Source organism: Streptomyces sp. NPDC005496, from assembly GCF_042872045.1.
Taxonomy (GTDB): domain Bacteria; phylum Actinomycetota; class Actinomycetes; order Streptomycetales; family Streptomycetaceae; genus Streptomyces.
In genome coordinates this window covers 417,758-436,110 of record NZ_JBIAJQ010000004.1, presented here as the reverse complement: position 1 = coordinate 436,110, position 18,353 = coordinate 417,758, and the positions used below count along the sequence as shown (strand labels likewise).

Sequence of the window (18,353 nt, the reverse complement as noted above, 5' to 3'; positions counted from 1 at the left end):
CCGCCGCCGACCGTGCTGTCGGGGCCCAGGTCACGCGCCGTAGACTCGCCGGGTGACCGCGACCGCAACCTCCGTGGACGAGCCGGAACAGCTCGGATCCCAGGCCCTGCCCCTCTCCCGCGGTGCCCGGTGGGCGCGGCGGCTCGTTCCGTCCGCCGCCGCGGCGCTCGCCGGAGTCCTGCTCTACGTCAGTTTTCCGCCACGCACCCTGTGGTGGCTCGCGCTCCCGGCCTTCGCCGTCCTCGCCTGGACGCTGCGCGGCCGCACGTGGAAGCGGGCCCTCGGTCTCGGCTACCTCTTCGGCCTCGGTTTCCTGCTGCCCCTGCTGGTGTGGACCGGCGTGGAGGTCGGGCCCGGCCCGTGGCTGGCGCTCGTCGTGGTGGAAGCGGTGTTCGTCGCGCTCGTCGGTGCCGGCATCGCGGCGGTCTCGAAGCTCCCCGGGTGGCCCCTGTGGGCGGCGGCCCTGTGGACGGCGGGAGAGGCGGCACGCGCGCGTGTGCCGTTCGGCGGCTTCCCCTGGGGCAAGATCGCCTTCGGCCAGGCCGACGGCGTCTTCCTCCCGCTGGCCGCCGTCGGCGGCACCCCGGTGCTCGGCTTCGCCGTCGTGCTCTGCGGCTTCGGGCTCTACGAAATCGTCCGCCAGGTGATCGAGGGACGCCGCACCGGTGCCGTACGGCGCGGGGCGGCGGCCGTGGCCCTGCTCAGCGTCGCCGTCCCGGTCGCCGGAGCGTTCGCGGCGCGGTCCCTCGTCAGCGACGCGGCGGAGGACGGCACGGCCACCGTGGCCGTGATCCAGGGCAACGTGCCGCGCGCGGGACTCGACTTCAACGCCCAGCGGCGAGCCGTCCTCGACCACCACGTCCGCGAGACCGAGCGCCTCGCCGCCGAGGTCGAGGCCGGCAGGGTCGCCCGGCCCGACTTCGTGCTGTGGCCGGAGAACTCCTCGGACATCGACCCCTTCGCCAACCCCGACGCACGCGCCGTGATCGACCGGGCGGCCCGGGCGATCGGCGCGCCCATCTCGGTGGGCGGTGTCGTCGAGCGCGACGGCAAGCTCTACAACGAGCAGATCCTGTGGGACCCGGACAAGGGCCCCGTCGACACGTACGACAAGCGGCAGGTCCAGCCGTTCGGCGAGTACCTGCCGCTGCGCTCGCTCCTCGGCGCCATCAACGAGAACTGGACGTCCATGGTGCGCCAGGACTTCAGCCGCGGCACCGAGCCGGGCGTGTTCACCATGGCGGGCACCCAGGTCGGCCTCGCCACCTGCTACGAGGCCGCCTTCGACTGGGCGGTGCGCGACACGGTGACCGGCGGCGCCCGGATGATCTCGGTGCCGAGCAACAACGCGACCTTCGACCGCAGCGAGATGACCTACCAGCAGCTCGCCATGTCGCGGGTCCGGGCGGTGGAGCACAGCCGCACCGTCACGGTCCCGGTGACCAGCGGCGTCAGTGCCGTGATCATGCCGGACGGGCGCATCACCCAGCGGACCGGGATGTTCGTCGCGGACTCCCTGGTCCAGAAGGTGCCGCTGCGCTCCTCGCAGACGCCCGCGACCCGTCTCGGGATCCTGCCCGAGATGGTCCTGGTGGCGCTCGCGCTGGGCGGACTCGGCTGGGCCGCCGCCTCGGCGGCCCGCGCCAGGCGGGGCGGCGACCTGTAGGACCCGGCGGCCACGGTTGCCCCCGAGGGGGCGCGGCCAGGCCGTTAGGGTCGCTCCATGGCTACTCCAGACTTCATCCGCACGATCCGCGCCTCCGCCGGCCACCAGCTCCTCTGGCTCCCCGGCGTCACCGCCCTCGTCTTCGACGACGAGGGCAGGGTGCTGCTGGGGCGCCGCACCGACACCCGCAAGTGGTCGGTCATCGGCGGCATCCCGGATCCGGGCGAGCAGCCCGCGGCCTGCGCCGTGCGGGAGGTCCACGAGGAGACGGCGGTGCACTGCGTCGTCGAGCGGGTCGTGCTGGTCCAGGCGCTGGAACCGGTGACCTACGCCAACGGGGACACCTGCCAGTACATGGACATCACGTTCCGGTGCCGTGCCGTCGGCGGTGAGGCCCGCGTCAACGACGACGAGTCGCTCGAAGTCGGCTGGTTCGACGTGGACGCCCTGCCCGAGCTCAACGAGTTCGGACTGTTCCGGATCAAGCAGGCGCTGTCGGACGCACCCACGTGGTTCGACCCCATGACCTGAGGGCGAAGTATGGGTGGCGGCCATATCGGGAGGGGTGCGGGCGCTGCCTAGGGTCGAGACATGACCGCGCTCAGTGCCCTTCCGGGTCTCCACGCCCCGTCTCTCGACCTCGGCGGCCGCACCGCCCTCGTCACCGGCGCCGCGAGCGGCATCGGCCGCGCCTGCGCGCTGCGGCTCGCCGGAGCCGGCGCCGAGGTGAGGGCGGTCGACCGCGACGCCGTGGGCCTGGACACCCTCACCGAGCAGGCGGCGGGGCTGGCGGGCACCGTCGAGTCCCACGTGCTCGACCTCACCGACCTGGACGCGGCCGAACTCGCCGCCGCGGGCACCGACGTGCTCGTCAACAACGCCGGACTGCAACTCGTGCGCCCGATCGAGGAGTTCCCGCCCGACGTCTTCCACACCGTGCTCACCGTGATGCTGGAGGCACCGTTCCGGCTGATCCGCGGAGCCCTGCCGCACATGTACGGGCAGGGGTGGGGCCGCATCGTCAACATCTCGTCGGTGCACGGGCTGCGGGCTTCCGCGTTCAAGTCGGCGTACGTGTCCGCCAAGCACGGCCTCGAAGGACTGTCCAAGACCGCCGCCCTGGAGGGCGCCCCCCACGGAGTCACCTCCAACTGTGTGAACCCCGCCTATGTGCGCACCCCACTGGTCGAGAAGCAGCTCGCCGACCAGGCGCGGGCGCACGGCATCCCCGAGGAGCAGGTCCTCACCGACATCCTGCTGCGGGACAGCGCCGTCAAGCGCCTCATCGAACCGTCGGAGGTCGCCGAGGCCGTCGCCTACCTGTGCGGCCCGCAGGCCTCCTACGTCACCGGCACGTCCCTGACGCTGGACGGCGGCTGGACCGCCCACTGATGCGCCGGCCGCCGAGTTGTCCACAGGGCTGGCGGCGCCGGCCCGCCGACAGGTAATCCTGTGAGCATGTCCCGCGATCACGTGCAGTCCGCCGAGCGCCCCGCCGTCGGCGCCGAGGCGCCCTTCCTGGAGCTGCTGGCCCGCGGCGCGTCCGCCGACGCGTACGAGCAGCCGGTCCTGCTGGCCCGCGCCGAGGGCCGCTCCGCCGAGCGCGTCGCCGCGCTGGAACAGGCGAAGCAGCTGGCGCTGCGCGTGCGCTCCGAGATGGAGGGACGCCGCCGACGCGAGGCGGAGCTGTCGGCCCTGTTCGAGACCGCCCACGACCTGGCGGGACTGCGCGACCTCGACGCCGTCCTGCAGGCCATCGTCCAGCGGGCCCGGTCCCTGCTCGGCACGGACGTGGCGTACCTGAGCCTGAACGACCCGGCCAGGGGCGACACCTACATGCGGGTCACCGAGGGTTCCGTCGCCGCCCGCTTCCAGCAGCTGCGGCTCGGCATGGGGGAGGGGCTCGGCGGCCTCGTCGCGCAGACCGCCCGCCCCTACGTCACCGACGACTACTTCAAGGACGACCGCTTCCAGCACACGCAGACCATCGACACCGGCGTGCGGGACGAGGGCCTCGTCGCGATCCTCGGCGTGCCGCTCATGATCGGGCCCCACGTGATCGGGGTGCTGTTCGCGGCGGACCGGCGCGCCCGCGTCTTCGAGCGGGAGCAGATCGCCCTGCTCGGTTCGTTCGCCGCGCTGGCCGCCGCGGCCATCGACACCGCGAACCTCCTCACCGAGACCCGCTCGGCCCTCGACCGGCTGGGCCGCGCCAACGAGATCATCCAGGACCGCAGCGCGGTGATCGAGCGCGCGTCGGACGTCCACGACCGCCTCGCCGAACTCGTGCTGCGCGGCGGCGGGGTCCACGACGTGGCCGCGGCGGTCTCCGAGGTCCTCGACGGCACCGTGGAGTTCGCCGAGGCCGGCACCACCCCCGACCCGGCCCTGGAGGCGTCCCGCGCGGAGGGCCACGCCGTGCGAAGCGGCGACGACTGGGTGGCCGCGGTGACGGCCGGCGGCGAGCTGCTGGGCGCCCTCGTGCTGCGGGGCCAGCCCGGCCTCGACCCCGTCGACCAGCGCACCCTGGAGCGCGCGGCGATGGTGACCTCGCTGCTGCTGCTCGCCAGACGCTCCGCCGCCGAGGCCGAACAGCGGGTGCGGGGCGAGCTGCTGGACGACCTGCTCGACTCCCGCGACCGCGACCCGCGCCTGCTGCGCGACCGGGCGGCCCGGCTGCACGCCGACCTCGACGCCACCCACGTGGTCCTCGCCGCCCGTCTCGACGGCACGGCTGCCGACGCCGACCAGGAGGCCGCGGCCCGCCGGCGCCTGTGGTCCGCCGCCTCCCACCTCGCCGGCACCCGGCGCGGTCTGGCCGCGGCCCGCGACGGCGGCACCGTCCTGCTGCTTCCCCTCGACCCGGGTGACACGGCGACGGACCTCGCCCGCCGTACCGCCGCACACCTCGGCACCGCCGTCCACGACGCCGTCACCGTCGGCGCCTCACCGCCCGTCGAGAACCTCGCGGCCCGTCCCGACGTGGTGGCGGCGGCCTACGCGGAGGCACAGCGCTCTCTCGAAGCACTCCGGCTGCTCGGCCGGGCGGGCGACGGCGCGGCCACCGAGGACTTCGGCTTCCTCGGTCTGCTGCTCGCCGGCGACCGGGACATCTCCGGCTTCGTCGAGCGCACCATCGGACAGGTCGTGGCGTACGACGAGCGGCGCGGCACCGATCTGCTGCGGACCGTCGACGCGTACTTCGCGTGCGGCATGAGCCCGGCGCGCACCAAGGACGAGCTGCACGTGCACGTGAACACGGTCGCCCAGCGGCTGGAGCGCGTGGGCAGACTGCTGGGGGACGACTGGCAGAGCCCGGCCCGCGCACTGGAGATCCAACTGGCCCTGCGCCTGCACCGGTTGTCGTCGGCGGCACAGCACTGACCCTCGTACGCCGGTGCGTACGAGGGCCGGTGCCGTGCGGCGGGGTCAGACGGTCCGGGCGTCCGCGGGCGGGGCCACCGGGGCGGGCTCCGCGTCGGAGGGCGCGCTCACGTCGGCCAGGTCCCGGTGCCGGGTCTCCTTCGCGACGCCCACCGCGACGAGCGTGAGGAGGACCGCCGCGATCACGTACAGCGCGATCGGGGTGGAGTCGTCGTACTCGGCGAGCAGCGCGGTCGCGATGAGCGGTGCGGGCGCGCCGGCCGCGACGGAGGCGAACTGGGCGCCGATGGAGGCTCCCGAATAGCGCATCCGGGTCGCGAACATCTCGGAGAAGAAGGCCGCCTGGGGCGCGTACATGGCCCCGTGGAACACCAGGCCGACGGTCACCGCCAGGATGAGGTTGCCGAAACCGCCGGTGTCGATCAGCCGGAAGAACGGGAACATCCACAGCCCGACCCCGGCCGCGCCCAGCAGGTAGACGGGGCGGCGGCCGACGCGGTCCGAGAGGGCGCCCCAGGCGGGGATGACGGCGAAGTGCACGGCGGAGGCGATGAGCACCGCGTTGAGGGCCGTCTGCTTGGAGACACCGGCGGACGTGGTGGCGTACACCAGGATGAAGGCGGTGATCACGTAGTAGCTGATGTTCTCCGCCATCCGGGCGCCCATCGCGACCAGCACGTCACGCCAGTGGTGGCGCAGGACGGAGACCAGCGGCATCTTCTCGGGCTCCGACGCCGAGGCGCTCGCCGCCTCCGCCGCCTTGCGGGCCTCCGCCTGGGCCAACGCCTCCTTGAACACCGGTGATTCGTCGACAGACAGACGAATCCACAAACCGACCATCACCAGGACGCCCGAGAGCAGGAACGGGATGCGCCAGCCCCAGGAACCGAAGGCGCCGTCCGAGAGCGTGGCCGTCAGCAGCGAGAGCACACCGGTGGCCAGGAGCTGACCGGCGGGCGCTCCCGTCTGCGGCCAGGACGCCCAGAAGCCGCGCCGTTCCGCGTCCCCGTGCTCCGACACCAGCAGTACGGCGCCGCCCCATTCGCCGCCGAGGGCGAAGCCCTGGACGAGACGCAGCGCGGTCAGCAGGACCGGTGCCGCGACGCCGATCGTGCCGTAGGTGGGCAGCAGGCCGATCGCGAAGGTCGCGCCGCCCATCAGCAGCAGGCTCAGCACCAGCAGCTTCTTGCGGCCGAGGCGGTCGCCGAAGTGCCCGAAGACGAGCGCGCCGATCGGCCGCGCCGCGAACCCGACGGCGTAGGTCAGGAACGAGAGCAGCGTTCCGACGAGCGGATCGGAGTTGGGGAAGAAGAGCTCGTTGAAGACGAGAGCGGCGGCCGATCCGTAGAGGAAGAAGTCGTACCACTCGATGGTGGTGCCGATGAGGCTGGCGGCGACGATGCGCTTGAGACTGGAGGGTGTCGGGGGAGCGGATGCTGCGGAGGCCATGTGCGCCACTTCCTCGTGTGCGGTGGGGACGGGTACGTGTGGCACACCGTAGGAAGATGCAGGTCAGGGTCACATGTGGTGGGGCAACATAGTTCCGGGCGTGCCTATGCGTGCGGCCACCATGCCTGCCCGTGGGCGGGCCTTCCAGGGAGACGGAGGCGGCCCCGCCGACGTGAAAATCCGTCGGTGGGGCCGCGCCCTGGTCCGGGACGAGGGGGTCAGCAGGGGGAGTTGGTCTGGGTGAGCAGGCCCATCCGCCAGGGCAGCCGGAGATAGTCGCCGCCGGCGCCGGGATCCATGCCCTGGTAGACGTACTGGAGACGGCACGGGTCGATGGTCAGGGTCTGGTCGTTGGACGCCCGGACGAGTTCGCCGTGGCTGATGTCCTGAGTCCACGCGCCGCCGGGGAAGGTCACGTTCGCGCGGCCCGCGAACGGTTCGTTCTCCGTGGCCGCGAGGGGGGTCCAGGTGCCGGTGAGACTGCCGGACGTGTACGAGCGGAAGTAGCGCCGGCCGGTGGAGCCGATGGCCTCCTGGATGAGCACGTACTGGTCGCGGCCCGAGACCTTGTAGACGTTGGTGGCCTCGAAGAGGTTGAACTTGCTGTCGGACATCACCATCCGGGTGTTGCCGAAGCCGTTCGGGAAGTTGGCCAGGCTGGTCTGGGCCCGGTACACGTGCCCGTTGTCGTCACTGAAGAACAGGTGGCAGTTGCCGGCGTCGCAGATCACCCAGAAGTCGATCCACGTGCCGTCCCCCTTGTTCTGGCTGACGACGGCCGGCTCCTGGGAGATGAGGGTGCGCGGCGCGGACCAGGAGCGCGGGTCCGCCGGGTTGGTGCTGGTCGAGTAGGTCGGCGGGCCGGTCTGGTAGACCATGTACCAGAGGTTCTGCGGCGCGAAGTAGAAGACCTGCGGGGCGGCCCGGTAGCCGGGACCCATGGGTGAGTTGTCGAGGTAGCTGTGCGACGCGGAGGCGGCCTGGGACCAGTCGCCGAAGTCGAACTGCACGAGGCCCCAGCCGGAAGGGCTGGCGGTCGTCGCGAAGGTCAGCCACCGGTTGTTGTGCCGGACGATCGAGAAGTCCTTGATCGCCAGTGCCTGCGGATGCTGGGCGTCCGGCTTCGGCCCTGCCAGGACGCCGCTGGAGGACCAGCGGAACGTCGACGGCAGCGAGCCGCTGCCGGAACCGCCGCCGACGCGCACCAGTTGCCACTGCTGGTTTGCCCCGCCCCAGTCGGCGTACTGCACGACCTTGGTGCCGTCCGCGGTGGAGCCGCCCTGGACCTCGACGGCCTTGCCGCTGTTGCGGTTGATCACACGGACATAGCCGTCGGCGGAGTCGGCCAGCCGGAACTGCTGGTTGGCGCCGTTGAGGTCGGTCCACTGGACGACGGCCGCGCCGTCCGCGGTGGAGTGGTTGTAGACGTCCAGCACCTTGCCGGAGTGCTGCGCCTTGAGCCGGTAGTAGCCGCCGCCCGAGTCGACGAACTGGAACCGCTGGTTGGTGCCGTCGGCGCGGGCCCACTGCTGTACGGGCGCGCCGTTGGCGGTGTCCGAGCCGGAGACGTCGAGCGCCTTGCCGCTGCCCCGGTTGACCAGCACGTACCACGCGTTCGGATCCACGGTTGCGGCCTGCGCCGTCCCGGCGGCACCCAGGGCGGACAGGAGCGCCGCGAGTAAGGCGGTCACCGCGGTCAGGACCAGGGTTCGTCTGCCGCGCCTCCGCGATCGGCAGAACGTCATGCGCATGTCATTCACAGGTGGGACTCCTTCGCTGGGTTCTGTACGAGCGATCACGCGGCGGACCCGCCCGGCCCTCGCGCGCGGCCCGCCGCGACTGCCGCCGCGACCGCGGACCCGTGGGCTCCTAACACCGTGACGACATCGCGCCCTTTCGACAGCCCGTGTTCGAGATACCGAATGCGGATCGACCTGTCGACGCTCTGGATGATAGGAGGCCGGTGCGCACCGTCAACCCCTCGCGCAGGAACCGCACTTGCCTCGAAACTTTCGGACTTCTCGGGGCCGAGACTCCCGAGGTCATCTTCCGGCGCTGCGGCGCATCGCCCCCCGACCTCCCCGGTCGCACGCCGAAGCCGATCCGACGCGCAGTGTTGACATGTTCAGTCACCCCCCTAGGATCCGTGGGGCCTCACCAAGTTTCCGAACGCTGCTCGAAATTTCGAACTCCTCGTTTCCCTCGCGTGCTGAAGGAGCCCTTGGTGCCCAGACGATCAGGCGGACGACTGCTCCGTCTCCTCACGGCCGTCGCGCTGACGGTCGCCGCGTCCGTGACGGCCGCCGTCCAGCCGACCGCCTCGGCCGCGCCCGGCAGTCCCGCCCTCACCCCGCCACTGGGGTGGAACAGCTGGAACAGCTTCGGGTGCGGAGTCACCGAGGCGCAGGTCCGCCAGGCCGCCGACGCGATGGTGTCGTCGGGGATGCGGGACGCCGGCTACCGGTACGTGGTCGTCGACGACTGCTGGTTCGACCCGCAGCGTGACGCGTCGGGCAATCTGCGGGCCAACTCCACCAAGTTCCCCAGCGGGATGAAGGCGCTCGGGGACTACATCCACGGCAAGGGACTCAAGTTCGGCATCTACCAGGTGCCGGGCGAGCGCACCTGCGCCCAGGCCACGGGCGGCTACCCGGGCTCCACCGGCAGCCGGGGACACGAGACCCAGGACGCCGCCACGTTCGCCGCCTGGGGCGTCGACTACCTGAAGTACGACTGGTGTTCGTCCAGCGGCACCCGTGACGAACAGGTCGCGCGGTTCACGCTCATGCGCGACGCCCTGCGTGCCACCGGACGGCCGATCGTCTACAGCATCAACCCCAACAGCCTGCACGCCATCACCGGCGCCACCTACGACTGGGGCGAGGTCGCCGACCTGTGGCGGACCACCGAGGACCTGCTCGACATCTGGCAGAACGGCAACACCAACAGCTACCCCATGGGCGTCGGCAACGTCCTGGACGTCACCGCGCCCCTGGCCGCGCAGTCCGGCCCGCGGCACTGGAACGACCCCGACATGCTGGTCGTCGGCCGGCCCGGTCTGTCGCTGACCGAGTCCCGCTCCCACTTCGCCCTGTGGTCCCTGCTGGCCGCCCCGCTCATGGCCGGCAACGACATCCGCACCATGTCCGCCGAGGTGAGCGCCATTCTGCGCAACCCGCGGCTGCTGGCGGTGAACCAGGACGCGCTCGGCGCGGGCGGACGCAGGGTGCGTGACGACGGCGACACCGAGGTGTTCGCCAAGCCCCTGTCCGACGGTTCGGTCGCGGTGGGTCTGTTCAACCGGGGCGGCGGCACCGCCACCGTCACCACCACGGCCGCACAAGTCGGCCTGTCCGCGGGGCCGTTCACCCTCACGGACCTGTGGACCGGCGGCACGTCGAGCACGTCCGGGCAGATCTCGGCGAGCGTTCCCGCCCACGGCGCGGCCGTGTTCCGGGTGAGCGGCGGTACCCCCGTCGCCGCCACCACCTCACGGCTGCGCGGCAACGCGTCCGGCCGCTGCGCGGACGTGGACAACGCCTCCACCGCCCCCGGCGCCACGGTCCTGCTCTGGGACTGCCACACCGCCGCGAACCAGTTGTGGACCACCTGGGCCGGCGGCGAGATCCGGGTCTACGGCGACAAGTGCCTGGACGCCTACGACCAGGGCACCACGAACGGCACCCGCGTCATCACCTGGACCTGCAACGGCCAGAACAACCAGAAGTGGACCGTCGGTTCGGACGGCACCCTCCGCAATGTGCACGCGGGGCTGTGTCTCGACGCCGACGGTGCCGGCACCGCCGACGGGACGCGGCTGGTCCTGTGGACCTGCGACGGCCGGGCGAGCCAGAGGTGGACCCGCACATGAACCAGACACGTGACGCCGCCGCCCGGTCCCCGGGCGGCAGCCGAGACGACGGCGCCCGTCCGCCGCGTCGGCACGGTCCTGCGCCGCGCGCCTCACGGCGCGATCCGGTTCCGGCACGGGCGTTCACCTGCGTCGTGGGGGCAAGCGGGTGAGGGTGGCGTTGCCCGTCGCAGGGGGCGTCGTTAGGACGGGCATGATCAAGAAGCTTGCCCTCGTCTCCGCCGTCGCCGCCGCTCTGCTGGCGTCCGCCCCCGCCGCCGAGGCCGCTCAGGCCACCCGTGCTCCGGCTCCGTCCGGCGGCGCTCCCCTCGTGCCCTTCCTCAACGGCGTCCTCGGGTCCCTGGAAGTGGGGCACCCGGCCACCTCCCTGCAGTCGATCCTCCCCGCGGGCACCGTCGGCCACTGAGGCCGCCGCACCCGAGGCCGCCCACGACAGCGCGCCGGCCACCGGCATCTTCAGCCCGGTGACCGGCGCTCTGCCGTTCCGGGCGGCCGTTCCGTTTCCGGGCGGCGGGCGGGGCACGCCGGTCGATCAGACGCCGCCCAGGAAGCCGACCAGCTCGTCCCGGAACGCGGGGGCACCGACCGCCCGCATGTGGTCGCCGGGCACCAGGCGCAGCGTCGCGTCGGGTATGGCCTGCGCGAGCACGTGCGGACGCACCGCGAGGGGGTCGTCCCGGCCGGCGAGGACGAGCGTGGGGGCCTTGATCCTCTCCAGCGGGATCGGCCGGTCGTGGGCCGCGGCGGCCTGCGCGGCCAGGGCGGTCCGGTCGCCCCCGACGGCGTCGACGAACGCACGGAAGCCCGCTGCCGCCGGGTCGGTGACGTCGGCCGGATCGTCGGCGCGCATGGCCTGTCGCAGCGCCCGTCCGCCGATCACCCGCGTGTCCACGCCGCCGAGTTCGACCACCGCGGCGCCCACACCGCCGACCACCAGGCGGCGTACGCGGGTGTCGGCCACGGCGGTGAGCAGCGAGACGATCGCCCCCATCGAGTAGCCCACCAGGTCGTAGGTCGGCTCCTGAAGCAGGTCGATCAGTGTCCGCACGTCCTCGGCCATGCGGGCCTCGCCGTAGGAGGCCGGATCGTGGGGTTTGTCGGAGCGCCCGTGGCCGCGGGCGTCGACGGCGGCGACCCGGCGGCCGGCGGCGGTCAGTGCCGCGACGACGCCGGGGGAGACCCAGTTGGACTCCCCGTCCGCGATGAAGCCGTGGTGCAGCAGGACCAGGGGGAGTCCGGAGGCGCCCGGCCAGACCCGGTAGGAGAGGCTGATGCCATCGGTGGCGGTGAAGACCGGCATGCGCGGTCCCTTCTCGGACGGCGGACGATCAAAGGCTGCGCCCGGCGAGCGTACTCACCGCGCCGCCGACCTCGAAGAGGGCCGGGGCCCCACTCCGGACCCGGTGGCGTACTCCCGGGGGCTCCTGAGCGGGGAGCGACCTGCGTGCATCGCGCAACGAAAGCGTGGAAGAAGGCTGGCATGTCTACGAACCATGAGGACCAGCTCGCCGCGGACTTCTACGACTACGAATCCGCGCTGTCGGAGGAGGAACGCAAGACGCTGCTGAGGACGCGCGGCTTCATGCGTGAGGAGATCAAGCCGCTGCTCAACGAGAACTGGGCCGCGGGCACCTTCCCGGCCGAGCTGATCGGCAAGTTCCGCAGCAGCGGTCTCGTGGGCCTGCCCTACGAGGGCTACGGCGAGCACGGCCCGGCGGCCGGTCACCTGCTGACCGGGATGATGGCGATGGAGATGGCCCGCGTCGACGCCTCGGTCGCCACCTTCTTCGGCGTCCACAACGGGCTGGCGATGTACTCGATCCAGGCCGGCGGCAGCCAGGAGCAGCGCGACCGCTGGCTGCCGGGGATGGCGAGGATGGACACGATCGGCGCGTTCGCGCTGACCGAGGCGCTCGGCGGCTCCGACGTGGCGGTCGGCATGCGCACCACCGCGAAGCGGGAGGGCGACACCTGGGTGCTCAACGGGTCCAAGCGGTGGATCGGCAACGCCACCTTCGCCGACCATGTCGTGGTGTGGGCACGCGACCTCGACGACGACCAGGTCAAGGGCTTCGTCGTCGGAAAGGGCACGTCCGGCTTCGAGCCGCGGAAGATCGAGAACAAGACGTCGCTGCGGATCGTCGAGAACGCGGACGTCACGCTGACCGACGTACGGGTGCCGGAGAGCGACCGCCTGCAGAACGTCGAGTCCTTCCGCGACGTGGCCGAGATCCTGCGCGCCACCCGCAGCGGTGTCGCCTGGCAGGCGCTCGGCGTGATGGTCGGCGCGTACGAACTGGCGCTGGCGTACGCCACGGAGCGCGAGCAGTTCGGGCGGCCCATCGCGGGGTTCCAGCTGGTGCAGGACCTGCTGGTCAAGAGCCTGGGCAACATCACCGCCTCGTGGGGCATGCTCGTGCAGCTGGCCCGGCTGCAGGACGAGGGCGTGTTCCGTGACGAGCAGTCCTCGCCGGCGAAGGCCTACGTCACCGCGCGTATGCGGGAGGTCGTCGCCTGGGCGCGCGAGATCTTCGGGGGCAACGGGATCGTCCTGGACTACGACATCGCCCGGTTCTTCGCGGACGCCGAGGCGATCTACTCCTTCGAGGGCACCCGGGAGATGAACACGCTCATCGTCGGGAAGGCGATCACCGGTCAGAGCGCGTTCGTCTGAGCGCCGGCGGCCGGACGAGGGGCTCGCCGCCCGGCGGCGAGCCCCTCGTCTCAATCCGTGCGCGTCACGGTGAAGTGCGCCCCGTCGGGGTCCGAGAGGATCGCCTCCGTGGAGCCCATGCCGCCCTGGATCGCGGTGCCGCCGTGGGCGCGGGCGGCGCGGGCGCAGGCCTCCACGTCCTTCACCGCGAAGTGGATCTGCCAGTGGGGCCGCAGGGTGGGGTCGGGCGCGGCCCCGAGGGCACCGGAGTGGATGCGCGCCACGATGTCGCCCCGGCTGCGGAGCACGACCTCGTTTTCCTCGTAGTCGACGTCGCAGCAGCCGGCGTGCTCGGACGCCCAGTCCAGCACCTCGCCGTAGAAGATCGCCGCGTCGAAGGCGTCACGGGTGTGCAGCCGTACGAAGGCCGGCGCAGCGCGGCGCCAGTCCTCCCAGCCGGTGACGAGCTTGCCCTCCCAGATCCCGAAGACCGCCCCGTCGCGGTCGGCCAGCAGGGCCGCCCGCCCGGGAGGGAAGGCGATCGGCCCCACCGCCGTCGTACCGCCGCGCTCCTGGCTGCGGGCCACGGCCTCGTCGGCACTCGGAACGGCGAAGTACGGGGTCCAGGCCGCGGCGATCTGCCACATGGACGCCACCGCGGCCACCCCGGCGACCGGGACCCCGTTCACGTGCGCGACCTTGAACTGCTCACCCAGCTTGACCGAGCGCCACTCCCAGCCCAGGACGGCCGCGTAGAAGTCCTGGGTGGCCCGCAGATCGCGCGCGGTCAGGCTGACCCAGCACGGGGCCCCGAAGACCGACTGGCTGGAGTAGACCTTGCTGGGGAGCGTTCTGTCGCTGTTCATGGTTCGTCGCACTGCCGTTCTGGTCTTGTCGTCGGCTCCTGAGGTCAGAGCCGGGTTGCGAAGCGCTCCCACACACGATGCTTGCCCAGCAGCCCGGTGACCTGTTCCAACACGCCCGTGCCGCTGTCCGCGGTCACCACGCCGGGAGCGTCGAGGGGGATGCCCGCGGCGGTCAGCACGGCGTCCGCGCCGGCCCAGCCGCCGATGGCCTTGCCGTGCCGGAACGCCTCCGCCAGCATCAGCGTCACCCGCGGGTCCGCGGGCGCGTCGACGGCGCCGTCGCCCGCCTTGGCGTCGCGCGCTCCGAAGGCGTCCTTGGCGGGACCCGGGACGCCCGCCAGGAGCAGCGCGTCGCACTCCACGGACCGGGCCGTGGCGAAGCTGCGCTGCACCGTGAGCGGTTCGCCGTCCGGGTCGAGCTTGCCTCCGGTGGGGGCGATGACAAGCGGCACCATGCCGGCGTCCAGCACGGCCTGCTGGACGGCGCGGACACCGTCGAGGTCACCCTGTGCGTCGGTCACGATCCCGATGACGCGTCCCTCCAGCGGCCACACCTTGCCCAGCTGGGAGAGAGCCAGGCTCGGCTCGGGGGTCAGCAGGGGCTCCGTGGCCTCCGGGGCCGGCAGCCCCAGCCCGGCGGCGACCTGCTCGCACAGTTCCGGGTCGATGTTGGCGAGCACCTGCAGCGCCCGCTCCTTGATCGCCTGCTCGTAGCACTTGCCCAGCTCGAAGGTGTACGCGCCGACGATGTGCTCGCGCTCGGTCGGGGTCATGCTGAGCCAGAACAGGCGCGGCTGGGAGAAGTGGTCGGAGAACGACGCGGGCGCCTCACGGACCTTGTGGGCGGCGGGCACCTCGACCGGGGTCTCGACGTACGCGCCCGTGTCGGCGCCGGCCGTGAACGGGCAGCCGCCGTCGAGGGAGTTCGGCCGGTAGGGGGCCACTCCGGTGTGCACCGCCGTCTGGTGCATGCCGTCGCGCAGCATGTCGTTGACGGGCGCGTGGGGGCGGTTGATCGGGAGCTGGCCGAAGTTCGGGCCGCCGAGCCGGCTGATCTGCGTGTCCAGGTAGGAGAAGAGCCGCCCGGCCAGCAGCGGGTCGTCGGTGACGTCGATGCCGGGGACGAGGTGGCCGGGGTGGAACGCGACCTGCTCGGTCTCCGCGAAGTAGTTGGTCGGGTTGGCGTTGAGAGTCAGCATGCCGATCGGCTGCACAGGCGCCAGCTCTTCGGGCACGATGTTGGTCGGGTCGAGGAGGTCGATGCCCTCGAACGTCTGGTCAGGGGTGTCCGGGAACGCCTGGATGCCCAGCTCCCACTGCGGGTACGCGCCGGCCTCGATCGCGTCGGCCAGGTCCCGTCGGTGGAAGTCCGGGTCCATGCCGTTGACGATCTGGGCCTCCTCCCACACCAGCGAGTGGACACCGAGCTTCGGCTTCCAGTGGAACTTCACCAGCGTGGTCGCGCCCTCGGCGTTCACCAGCCGGAAGGTGTGGACGCCGAAGCCCTCCATCATGCGGTACGAGCGCGGGATGCCCCGGTCGGACATGTTCCACAGGGTGTGGTGCGTGGCCTCGGTGTGCAGCGTGACGAAGTCCCAGAACGTGTCGTGGGCGCTCTGCGCCTGCGGGATCTCGCGGTCGGGGTGCGGCTTCCCGGCGTGGATGATGTCCGGGAACTTCACCGCGTCCTGGATGAAGAAGACCGGAATGTTGTTGCCGACCAGGTCGAAGGTGCCCTCGCTGGTATAGAACTTCGTCGCGAAGCCCCGGGTGTCGCGGACGGTGTCCGACGAGCCGCGCGAGCCCAGGACCGTGGAGAACCGGACGAACACCGGCGTCTCGACGTCCTTGCCGAGGAACGCCGCCTTCGTGACGTTCGCGGCGGTGCCGTAGCCCTGGAAGACGCCGTGGGCGGCCGCGCCGCGCGCGTGCACCACGCGCTCCGGGATGCGCTCGTGGTCGAAGTGGGTGATCTTCTCCCGCAGGTGGTGGTCCTGGAGGAGGACCGGTCCCCGGGCTCCGGCCTTCAGCGAGTGGTCCGTGTCGTACAGGCGGGCCCCCTGGGCCGTGGTCAGGTACGCGCCTCCCTGAGCCCGGTCGGTCGGGGCGGCGCCGGTCGGCAGACCGGTCGGGCCGACCGTCTCGGGGGCGCCCTGGTCCGGCTTGGGCGGCAGCGGCTCGCGCGGTTCGGTGGGCTCGGCGACCGTCGGCGGCTGCACGGCGGGCTTGCCCGGCACGGAGCTCGACGGGTCGGTCTCACGGATCGCGTCGACGACCTTGTCGGCCGTGGCCTTCAGGGGGTTCTTCTCAGTCATCACACTTCCAAGGGGGTCGGGGATCGCCTGGGTACCCGGGCCCCGCTGGTCGAATCGCACGTCGCGCGCGGGCTCCTCGACCTGCGGGCGGCGGCCGGCGGTGTCGCAGACCGGGCGGTCGGTGCTCAGCGCCCCGGTGCCCGGACGGGACGGGCGCGCTACGAGGTGCCGACGACCACGACTCTGCCGGTCCTGGCGGCCGAGTACCCCTCGCACCCGGGCCAAACGGGTCACGGAGCCGACCGCCCCCCACCGTTCGCCCGGCCCTCCTGACGGGAGACCTGTCCGCAGACGCAGTTCCGGGCCGCCTGTCTCCCCGGCCCACACGGCCGACGCCTGCCCTCCCGCGGACGCGGTGATCCCACCCGGCGCACCTCGCACCGGGACCCCGCGTGCCCGCACGGGTTTCCCGGCGGCGACGAGGGGGACCCGTGACGGACGACAGACAGCGCGGAACAGAGCCAGTCCCGAGCGGAACCGGGCAGAAGGAAGATGAAGAGCCGTGACCACGGACGTCAGAAGAGAGAACGCCTCCCGCCGCCCCGAGACGGGATGGGCGGAAGCCCGTCGCCGGCGGGAGCGTGCCATACGGACCTGCGTCCCGGCGACGGCCGACGGCGACACCCGCCAGGCCCAGGCGGGCCCTGAGTGGAACATCGTCAGAGGCGAGGACTGACCGGCGGTTCCGCGCCGGGTACCGACCCGCGAGGGAAGGCAAGGGAAAAGACCGGGAGCCGGAGAAACGTCACGTCTCTCCGGCTCCCGGCACGCCCTGTCGCGCCCGCGACCGGTCCGGGACCGCCATGCCTGAATTGCCGGTTACGGGGGACTCTCCGGGCATGCGCGATGTGCGACGGCGCCCGCCGGGACGCGGGAGCGGGCAGACGGCCGGTGTCAGCACCGGCGGACGCGATACGGCCGGGAGGCCCGGGCGCGGTGGCGGGCGCGCGGGGCCGGGTACGGACGGACGGCCCGCCTCGGCCCCGGGACGGCCGCCGTGCGGCTGAGGACGAGCGACATCGACGGTCCCGGGATCACGAGGACCCGCTGCGGACGCGGATTCCGCTACACGGACCCCTCGGGGCGTGCCCTCGGCGATCCGCGAGAGAAGGAGCGCCTGCGCGGGCAGGTCATCCCGCCCGCCTGGCGGGACGTGTGGATCTGCCCCTGGCCCAACGGCCACGTCGAGGCCGTCGGCACCGACGCGGCGGGACGCCGCCAATACCTCTACCACCCGAGGTTCCGTGAGCGGCAGGAGGCGAGCAAGCACGACCACGTCCTGAAGGTCGCCTCCGTGCTCCCCGACCTGCGCTCCGAGGTCGCCGGCAGCCTGGCCGGCCGCGGCCTCACCCGGGAACGGGGCCTGTCGTGCGCGGTGCGCCTGCTCGACCTCCGCTTCTTCCGCATCGGCAACGAGGCCTACCGGCGCGCTAACGGCACGCACGGGCTGACGACACTCCTCAAGGAGCACGCCACCTGGCGCGAAGGACGAGGTGTGCTTCACCTATCCGGCGAAGTACTCCAAGACGCAGACGCGTGCCCTGGTCGACGAACCCGCCTGCCGGGCCCTGCGCTCACTGCTGCGCCGCCGCGGCGGCGGTCCCCGGCTGTTCGCCTACCGGGACGCCGGGACCTGGCACGACCTGCGCGCGGAGGACCTCAACGCCTACCTGCGCGACCACACGGGCGCGGACATCACCGCCAAGGACTTCCGCACCTGGCACGCCACCGTGCCGGCGTCCGTCGCCCTCGCCGTGTCCTGGCGGGTCGCGGGCGACTCCAAGGCCGCCCGGAAACGCGCGATCACGCGTGCCGGGAAGGAGGTCAGCGGCTACCTGGGCAACACCCCGGCGGTGTGCGGGCGTCGTACATCAACCCGCGGGTCGTCGAACTCTTCGAGGAGGGCCGGACCATCGCGCCCGACCTCGACCGGCTCGGCGACGGCGCCGCCTTCGGCAGGCCCGCCACCCAGGGACCCATCGAGGAGGCGGTGCTGCGCCTCCTCGCGTAGCCGGACGGTTCGTGTGGGGCGGTGGCACCGGGGAACCCGGACGGCCCGTCCGGCGGAGCCCCGCCCCGCGGCGCTCCGGTACGAGGGCAACACCGCCGGGGCCGCATGGCTCCGGACCCGCACGAGAGGACCCACGAC

At 72.4% G+C, this 18,353-nt stretch carries 14 protein-coding genes and 1 pseudogene; 10 read left to right on the top strand and 5 right to left on the bottom strand.

From position 1 onward, the window contains the following. Positions 1-52 precede the first annotated feature (52 nt). From lnt to ACFYQQ_RS14420, 4 genes are all read left to right on the top strand, one after another. The gene (lnt, locus tag ACFYQQ_RS14435; protein ID WP_356165683.1) at positions 53-1,666 is read left to right on the top strand and encodes an apolipoprotein N-acyltransferase; all 1,614 of its coding nucleotides are present in this window, start codon (positions 53-55) and stop codon (positions 1,664-1,666) included. A gap of 57 nt (positions 1,667-1,723) precedes the next feature. Then, entirely contained in the window at positions 1,724-2,197 is a 474-nt protein-coding gene (locus tag ACFYQQ_RS14430; RefSeq protein WP_355795558.1) for an NUDIX domain-containing protein, read from the top strand. A 60-nt stretch (positions 2,198-2,257) separates the two neighbouring features. Next, positions 2,258-3,058, top strand: a complete 801-nt coding sequence (locus ACFYQQ_RS14425) for a 3-hydroxybutyrate dehydrogenase (protein WP_356165678.1) — start codon at positions 2,258-2,260, stop codon at positions 3,056-3,058. Between the two features lie 66 nt (positions 3,059-3,124). Beyond that, entirely contained in the window at positions 3,125-5,050 is a 1,926-nt protein-coding gene (locus tag ACFYQQ_RS14420) for a GAF domain-containing protein (protein WP_356165675.1), read from the top strand. 45 nt (positions 5,051-5,095) lie between these two features. Here ACFYQQ_RS14420 and ACFYQQ_RS14415 read toward each other — a convergent pair whose 3' ends face one another. Together ACFYQQ_RS14415 and ACFYQQ_RS14410 are read right to left on the bottom strand one after the other, a co-directional pair. Continuing rightward, a complete protein-coding gene (locus tag ACFYQQ_RS14415; protein ID WP_355783827.1) occupies positions 5,096-6,499 on the bottom strand; it encodes an MFS transporter in 1,404 nt (467 codons plus the stop codon). A gap of 218 nt (positions 6,500-6,717) precedes the next feature. Continuing rightward, positions 6,718-8,244, bottom strand: coding sequence for a non-reducing end alpha-L-arabinofuranosidase family hydrolase (locus tag ACFYQQ_RS14410; protein ID WP_388904783.1), 1,527 nt, complete (start codon positions 8,242-8,244; stop codon positions 6,718-6,720). Positions 8,245-8,723: 479 nt separating this feature from the next. Between ACFYQQ_RS14410 and ACFYQQ_RS14405 the strand changes: the two genes are divergently transcribed. Together ACFYQQ_RS14405 and ACFYQQ_RS14400 are read left to right on the top strand one after the other, a co-directional pair. Then, positions 8,724-10,370 (top strand): ricin-type beta-trefoil lectin domain protein, encoded by a 1,647-nt coding sequence (locus ACFYQQ_RS14405; RefSeq protein ID WP_355783821.1) that lies wholly within the window; start codon positions 8,724-8,726, stop codon positions 10,368-10,370. A 193-nt stretch (positions 10,371-10,563) separates the two neighbouring features. Beyond that, on the top strand, positions 10,564-10,776 hold the full coding sequence (locus tag ACFYQQ_RS14400) for a hypothetical protein (protein ID WP_356165667.1): 213 nt from the start codon (positions 10,564-10,566) through the stop codon (positions 10,774-10,776). 126 nt (positions 10,777-10,902) lie between these two features. Here the strand turns inward: ACFYQQ_RS14400 and ACFYQQ_RS14395 are convergent, their stop codons facing one another. Further along, on the bottom strand, positions 10,903-11,670 hold the full coding sequence (locus ACFYQQ_RS14395) for an alpha/beta fold hydrolase (protein WP_355783815.1): 768 nt from the start codon (positions 11,668-11,670) through the stop codon (positions 10,903-10,905). Between the two features lie 180 nt (positions 11,671-11,850). Between ACFYQQ_RS14395 and ACFYQQ_RS14390 the strand changes: the two genes are divergently transcribed. After that, entirely contained in the window at positions 11,851-13,044 is a 1,194-nt protein-coding gene (locus ACFYQQ_RS14390; RefSeq protein ID WP_355783812.1) for an acyl-CoA dehydrogenase family protein, read from the top strand. 50 nt (positions 13,045-13,094) lie between these two features. Here ACFYQQ_RS14390 and ACFYQQ_RS14385 read toward each other — a convergent pair whose 3' ends face one another. Further along, a complete protein-coding gene (locus ACFYQQ_RS14385) occupies positions 13,095-13,889 on the bottom strand; it encodes a VOC family protein (RefSeq protein ID WP_356238402.1) in 795 nt (264 codons plus the stop codon). 44 nt (positions 13,890-13,933) lie between these two features. Then, positions 13,934-16,204 carry a catalase gene (locus ACFYQQ_RS14380; protein ID WP_356238401.1) on the bottom strand — a complete coding sequence of 757 codons (2,271 nt, stop codon included), beginning with the start codon at positions 16,202-16,204 and terminating at the stop codon, positions 13,934-13,936. A 502-nt stretch (positions 16,205-16,706) separates the two neighbouring features. Between ACFYQQ_RS14380 and ACFYQQ_RS14375 the strand changes: the two genes are divergently transcribed. The 3 genes and pseudogenes from ACFYQQ_RS14375 (at position 16,707) to ACFYQQ_RS14365 (ending at position 18,215) form a co-directional block, all read left to right on the top strand. After that, a complete protein-coding gene (locus tag ACFYQQ_RS14375) occupies positions 16,707-16,880 on the top strand; it encodes a hypothetical protein (protein ID WP_355793731.1) in 174 nt (57 codons plus the stop codon). A 321-nt stretch (positions 16,881-17,201) separates the two neighbouring features. Then, positions 17,202-18,000: pseudogene (locus tag ACFYQQ_RS14370) on the top strand (DNA topoisomerase IB); the annotation flags it as partial. 59 nt (positions 18,001-18,059) lie between these two features. Beyond that, positions 18,060-18,215 carry a hypothetical protein gene (locus ACFYQQ_RS14365; RefSeq protein WP_388904789.1) on the top strand — a complete coding sequence of 52 codons (156 nt, stop codon included), beginning with the start codon at positions 18,060-18,062 and terminating at the stop codon, positions 18,213-18,215. Positions 18,216-18,353: the final 138 nt, after the last annotated feature.

Bases quoted from the DNA above. Each gene is read 5' to 3' on its own strand.
- ACFYQQ_RS14430 (WP_355795558.1), top strand. From the start codon at position 1,724: ATGGCTACTCCAGACTTCATCCGCACGATCCGCGCCTCCGCCGGCCAC.
- ACFYQQ_RS14385 (WP_356238402.1), bottom strand. From the start codon at position 13,889: ATGAACAGCGACAGAACGCTCCCCAGCAAGGTCTACTCCAGCCAGTCG.
- ACFYQQ_RS14420 (WP_356165675.1), top strand. From the start codon at position 3,125: ATGTCCCGCGATCACGTGCAGTCCGCCGAGCGCCCCGCCGTCGGCGCC.
- ACFYQQ_RS14390 (WP_355783812.1), top strand. From the start codon at position 11,851: ATGTCTACGAACCATGAGGACCAGCTCGCCGCGGACTTCTACGACTAC.
- ACFYQQ_RS14425 (WP_356165678.1), top strand. From the start codon at position 2,258: ATGACCGCGCTCAGTGCCCTTCCGGGTCTCCACGCCCCGTCTCTCGAC.
- ACFYQQ_RS14400 (WP_356165667.1), top strand. From the start codon at position 10,564: ATGATCAAGAAGCTTGCCCTCGTCTCCGCCGTCGCCGCCGCTCTGCTG.
- ACFYQQ_RS14380 (WP_356238401.1), bottom strand. From the start codon at position 16,204: ATGACTGAGAAGAACCCCCTGAAGGCCACGGCCGACAAGGTCGTCGAC.
- ACFYQQ_RS14395 (WP_355783815.1), bottom strand. From the start codon at position 11,670: ATGCCGGTCTTCACCGCCACCGATGGCATCAGCCTCTCCTACCGGGTC.
- ACFYQQ_RS14410 (WP_388904783.1), bottom strand. From the start codon at position 8,244: ATGACGTTCTGCCGATCGCGGAGGCGCGGCAGACGAACCCTGGTCCTG.
- ACFYQQ_RS14415 (WP_355783827.1), bottom strand. From the start codon at position 6,499: ATGGCCTCCGCAGCATCCGCTCCCCCGACACCCTCCAGTCTCAAGCGC.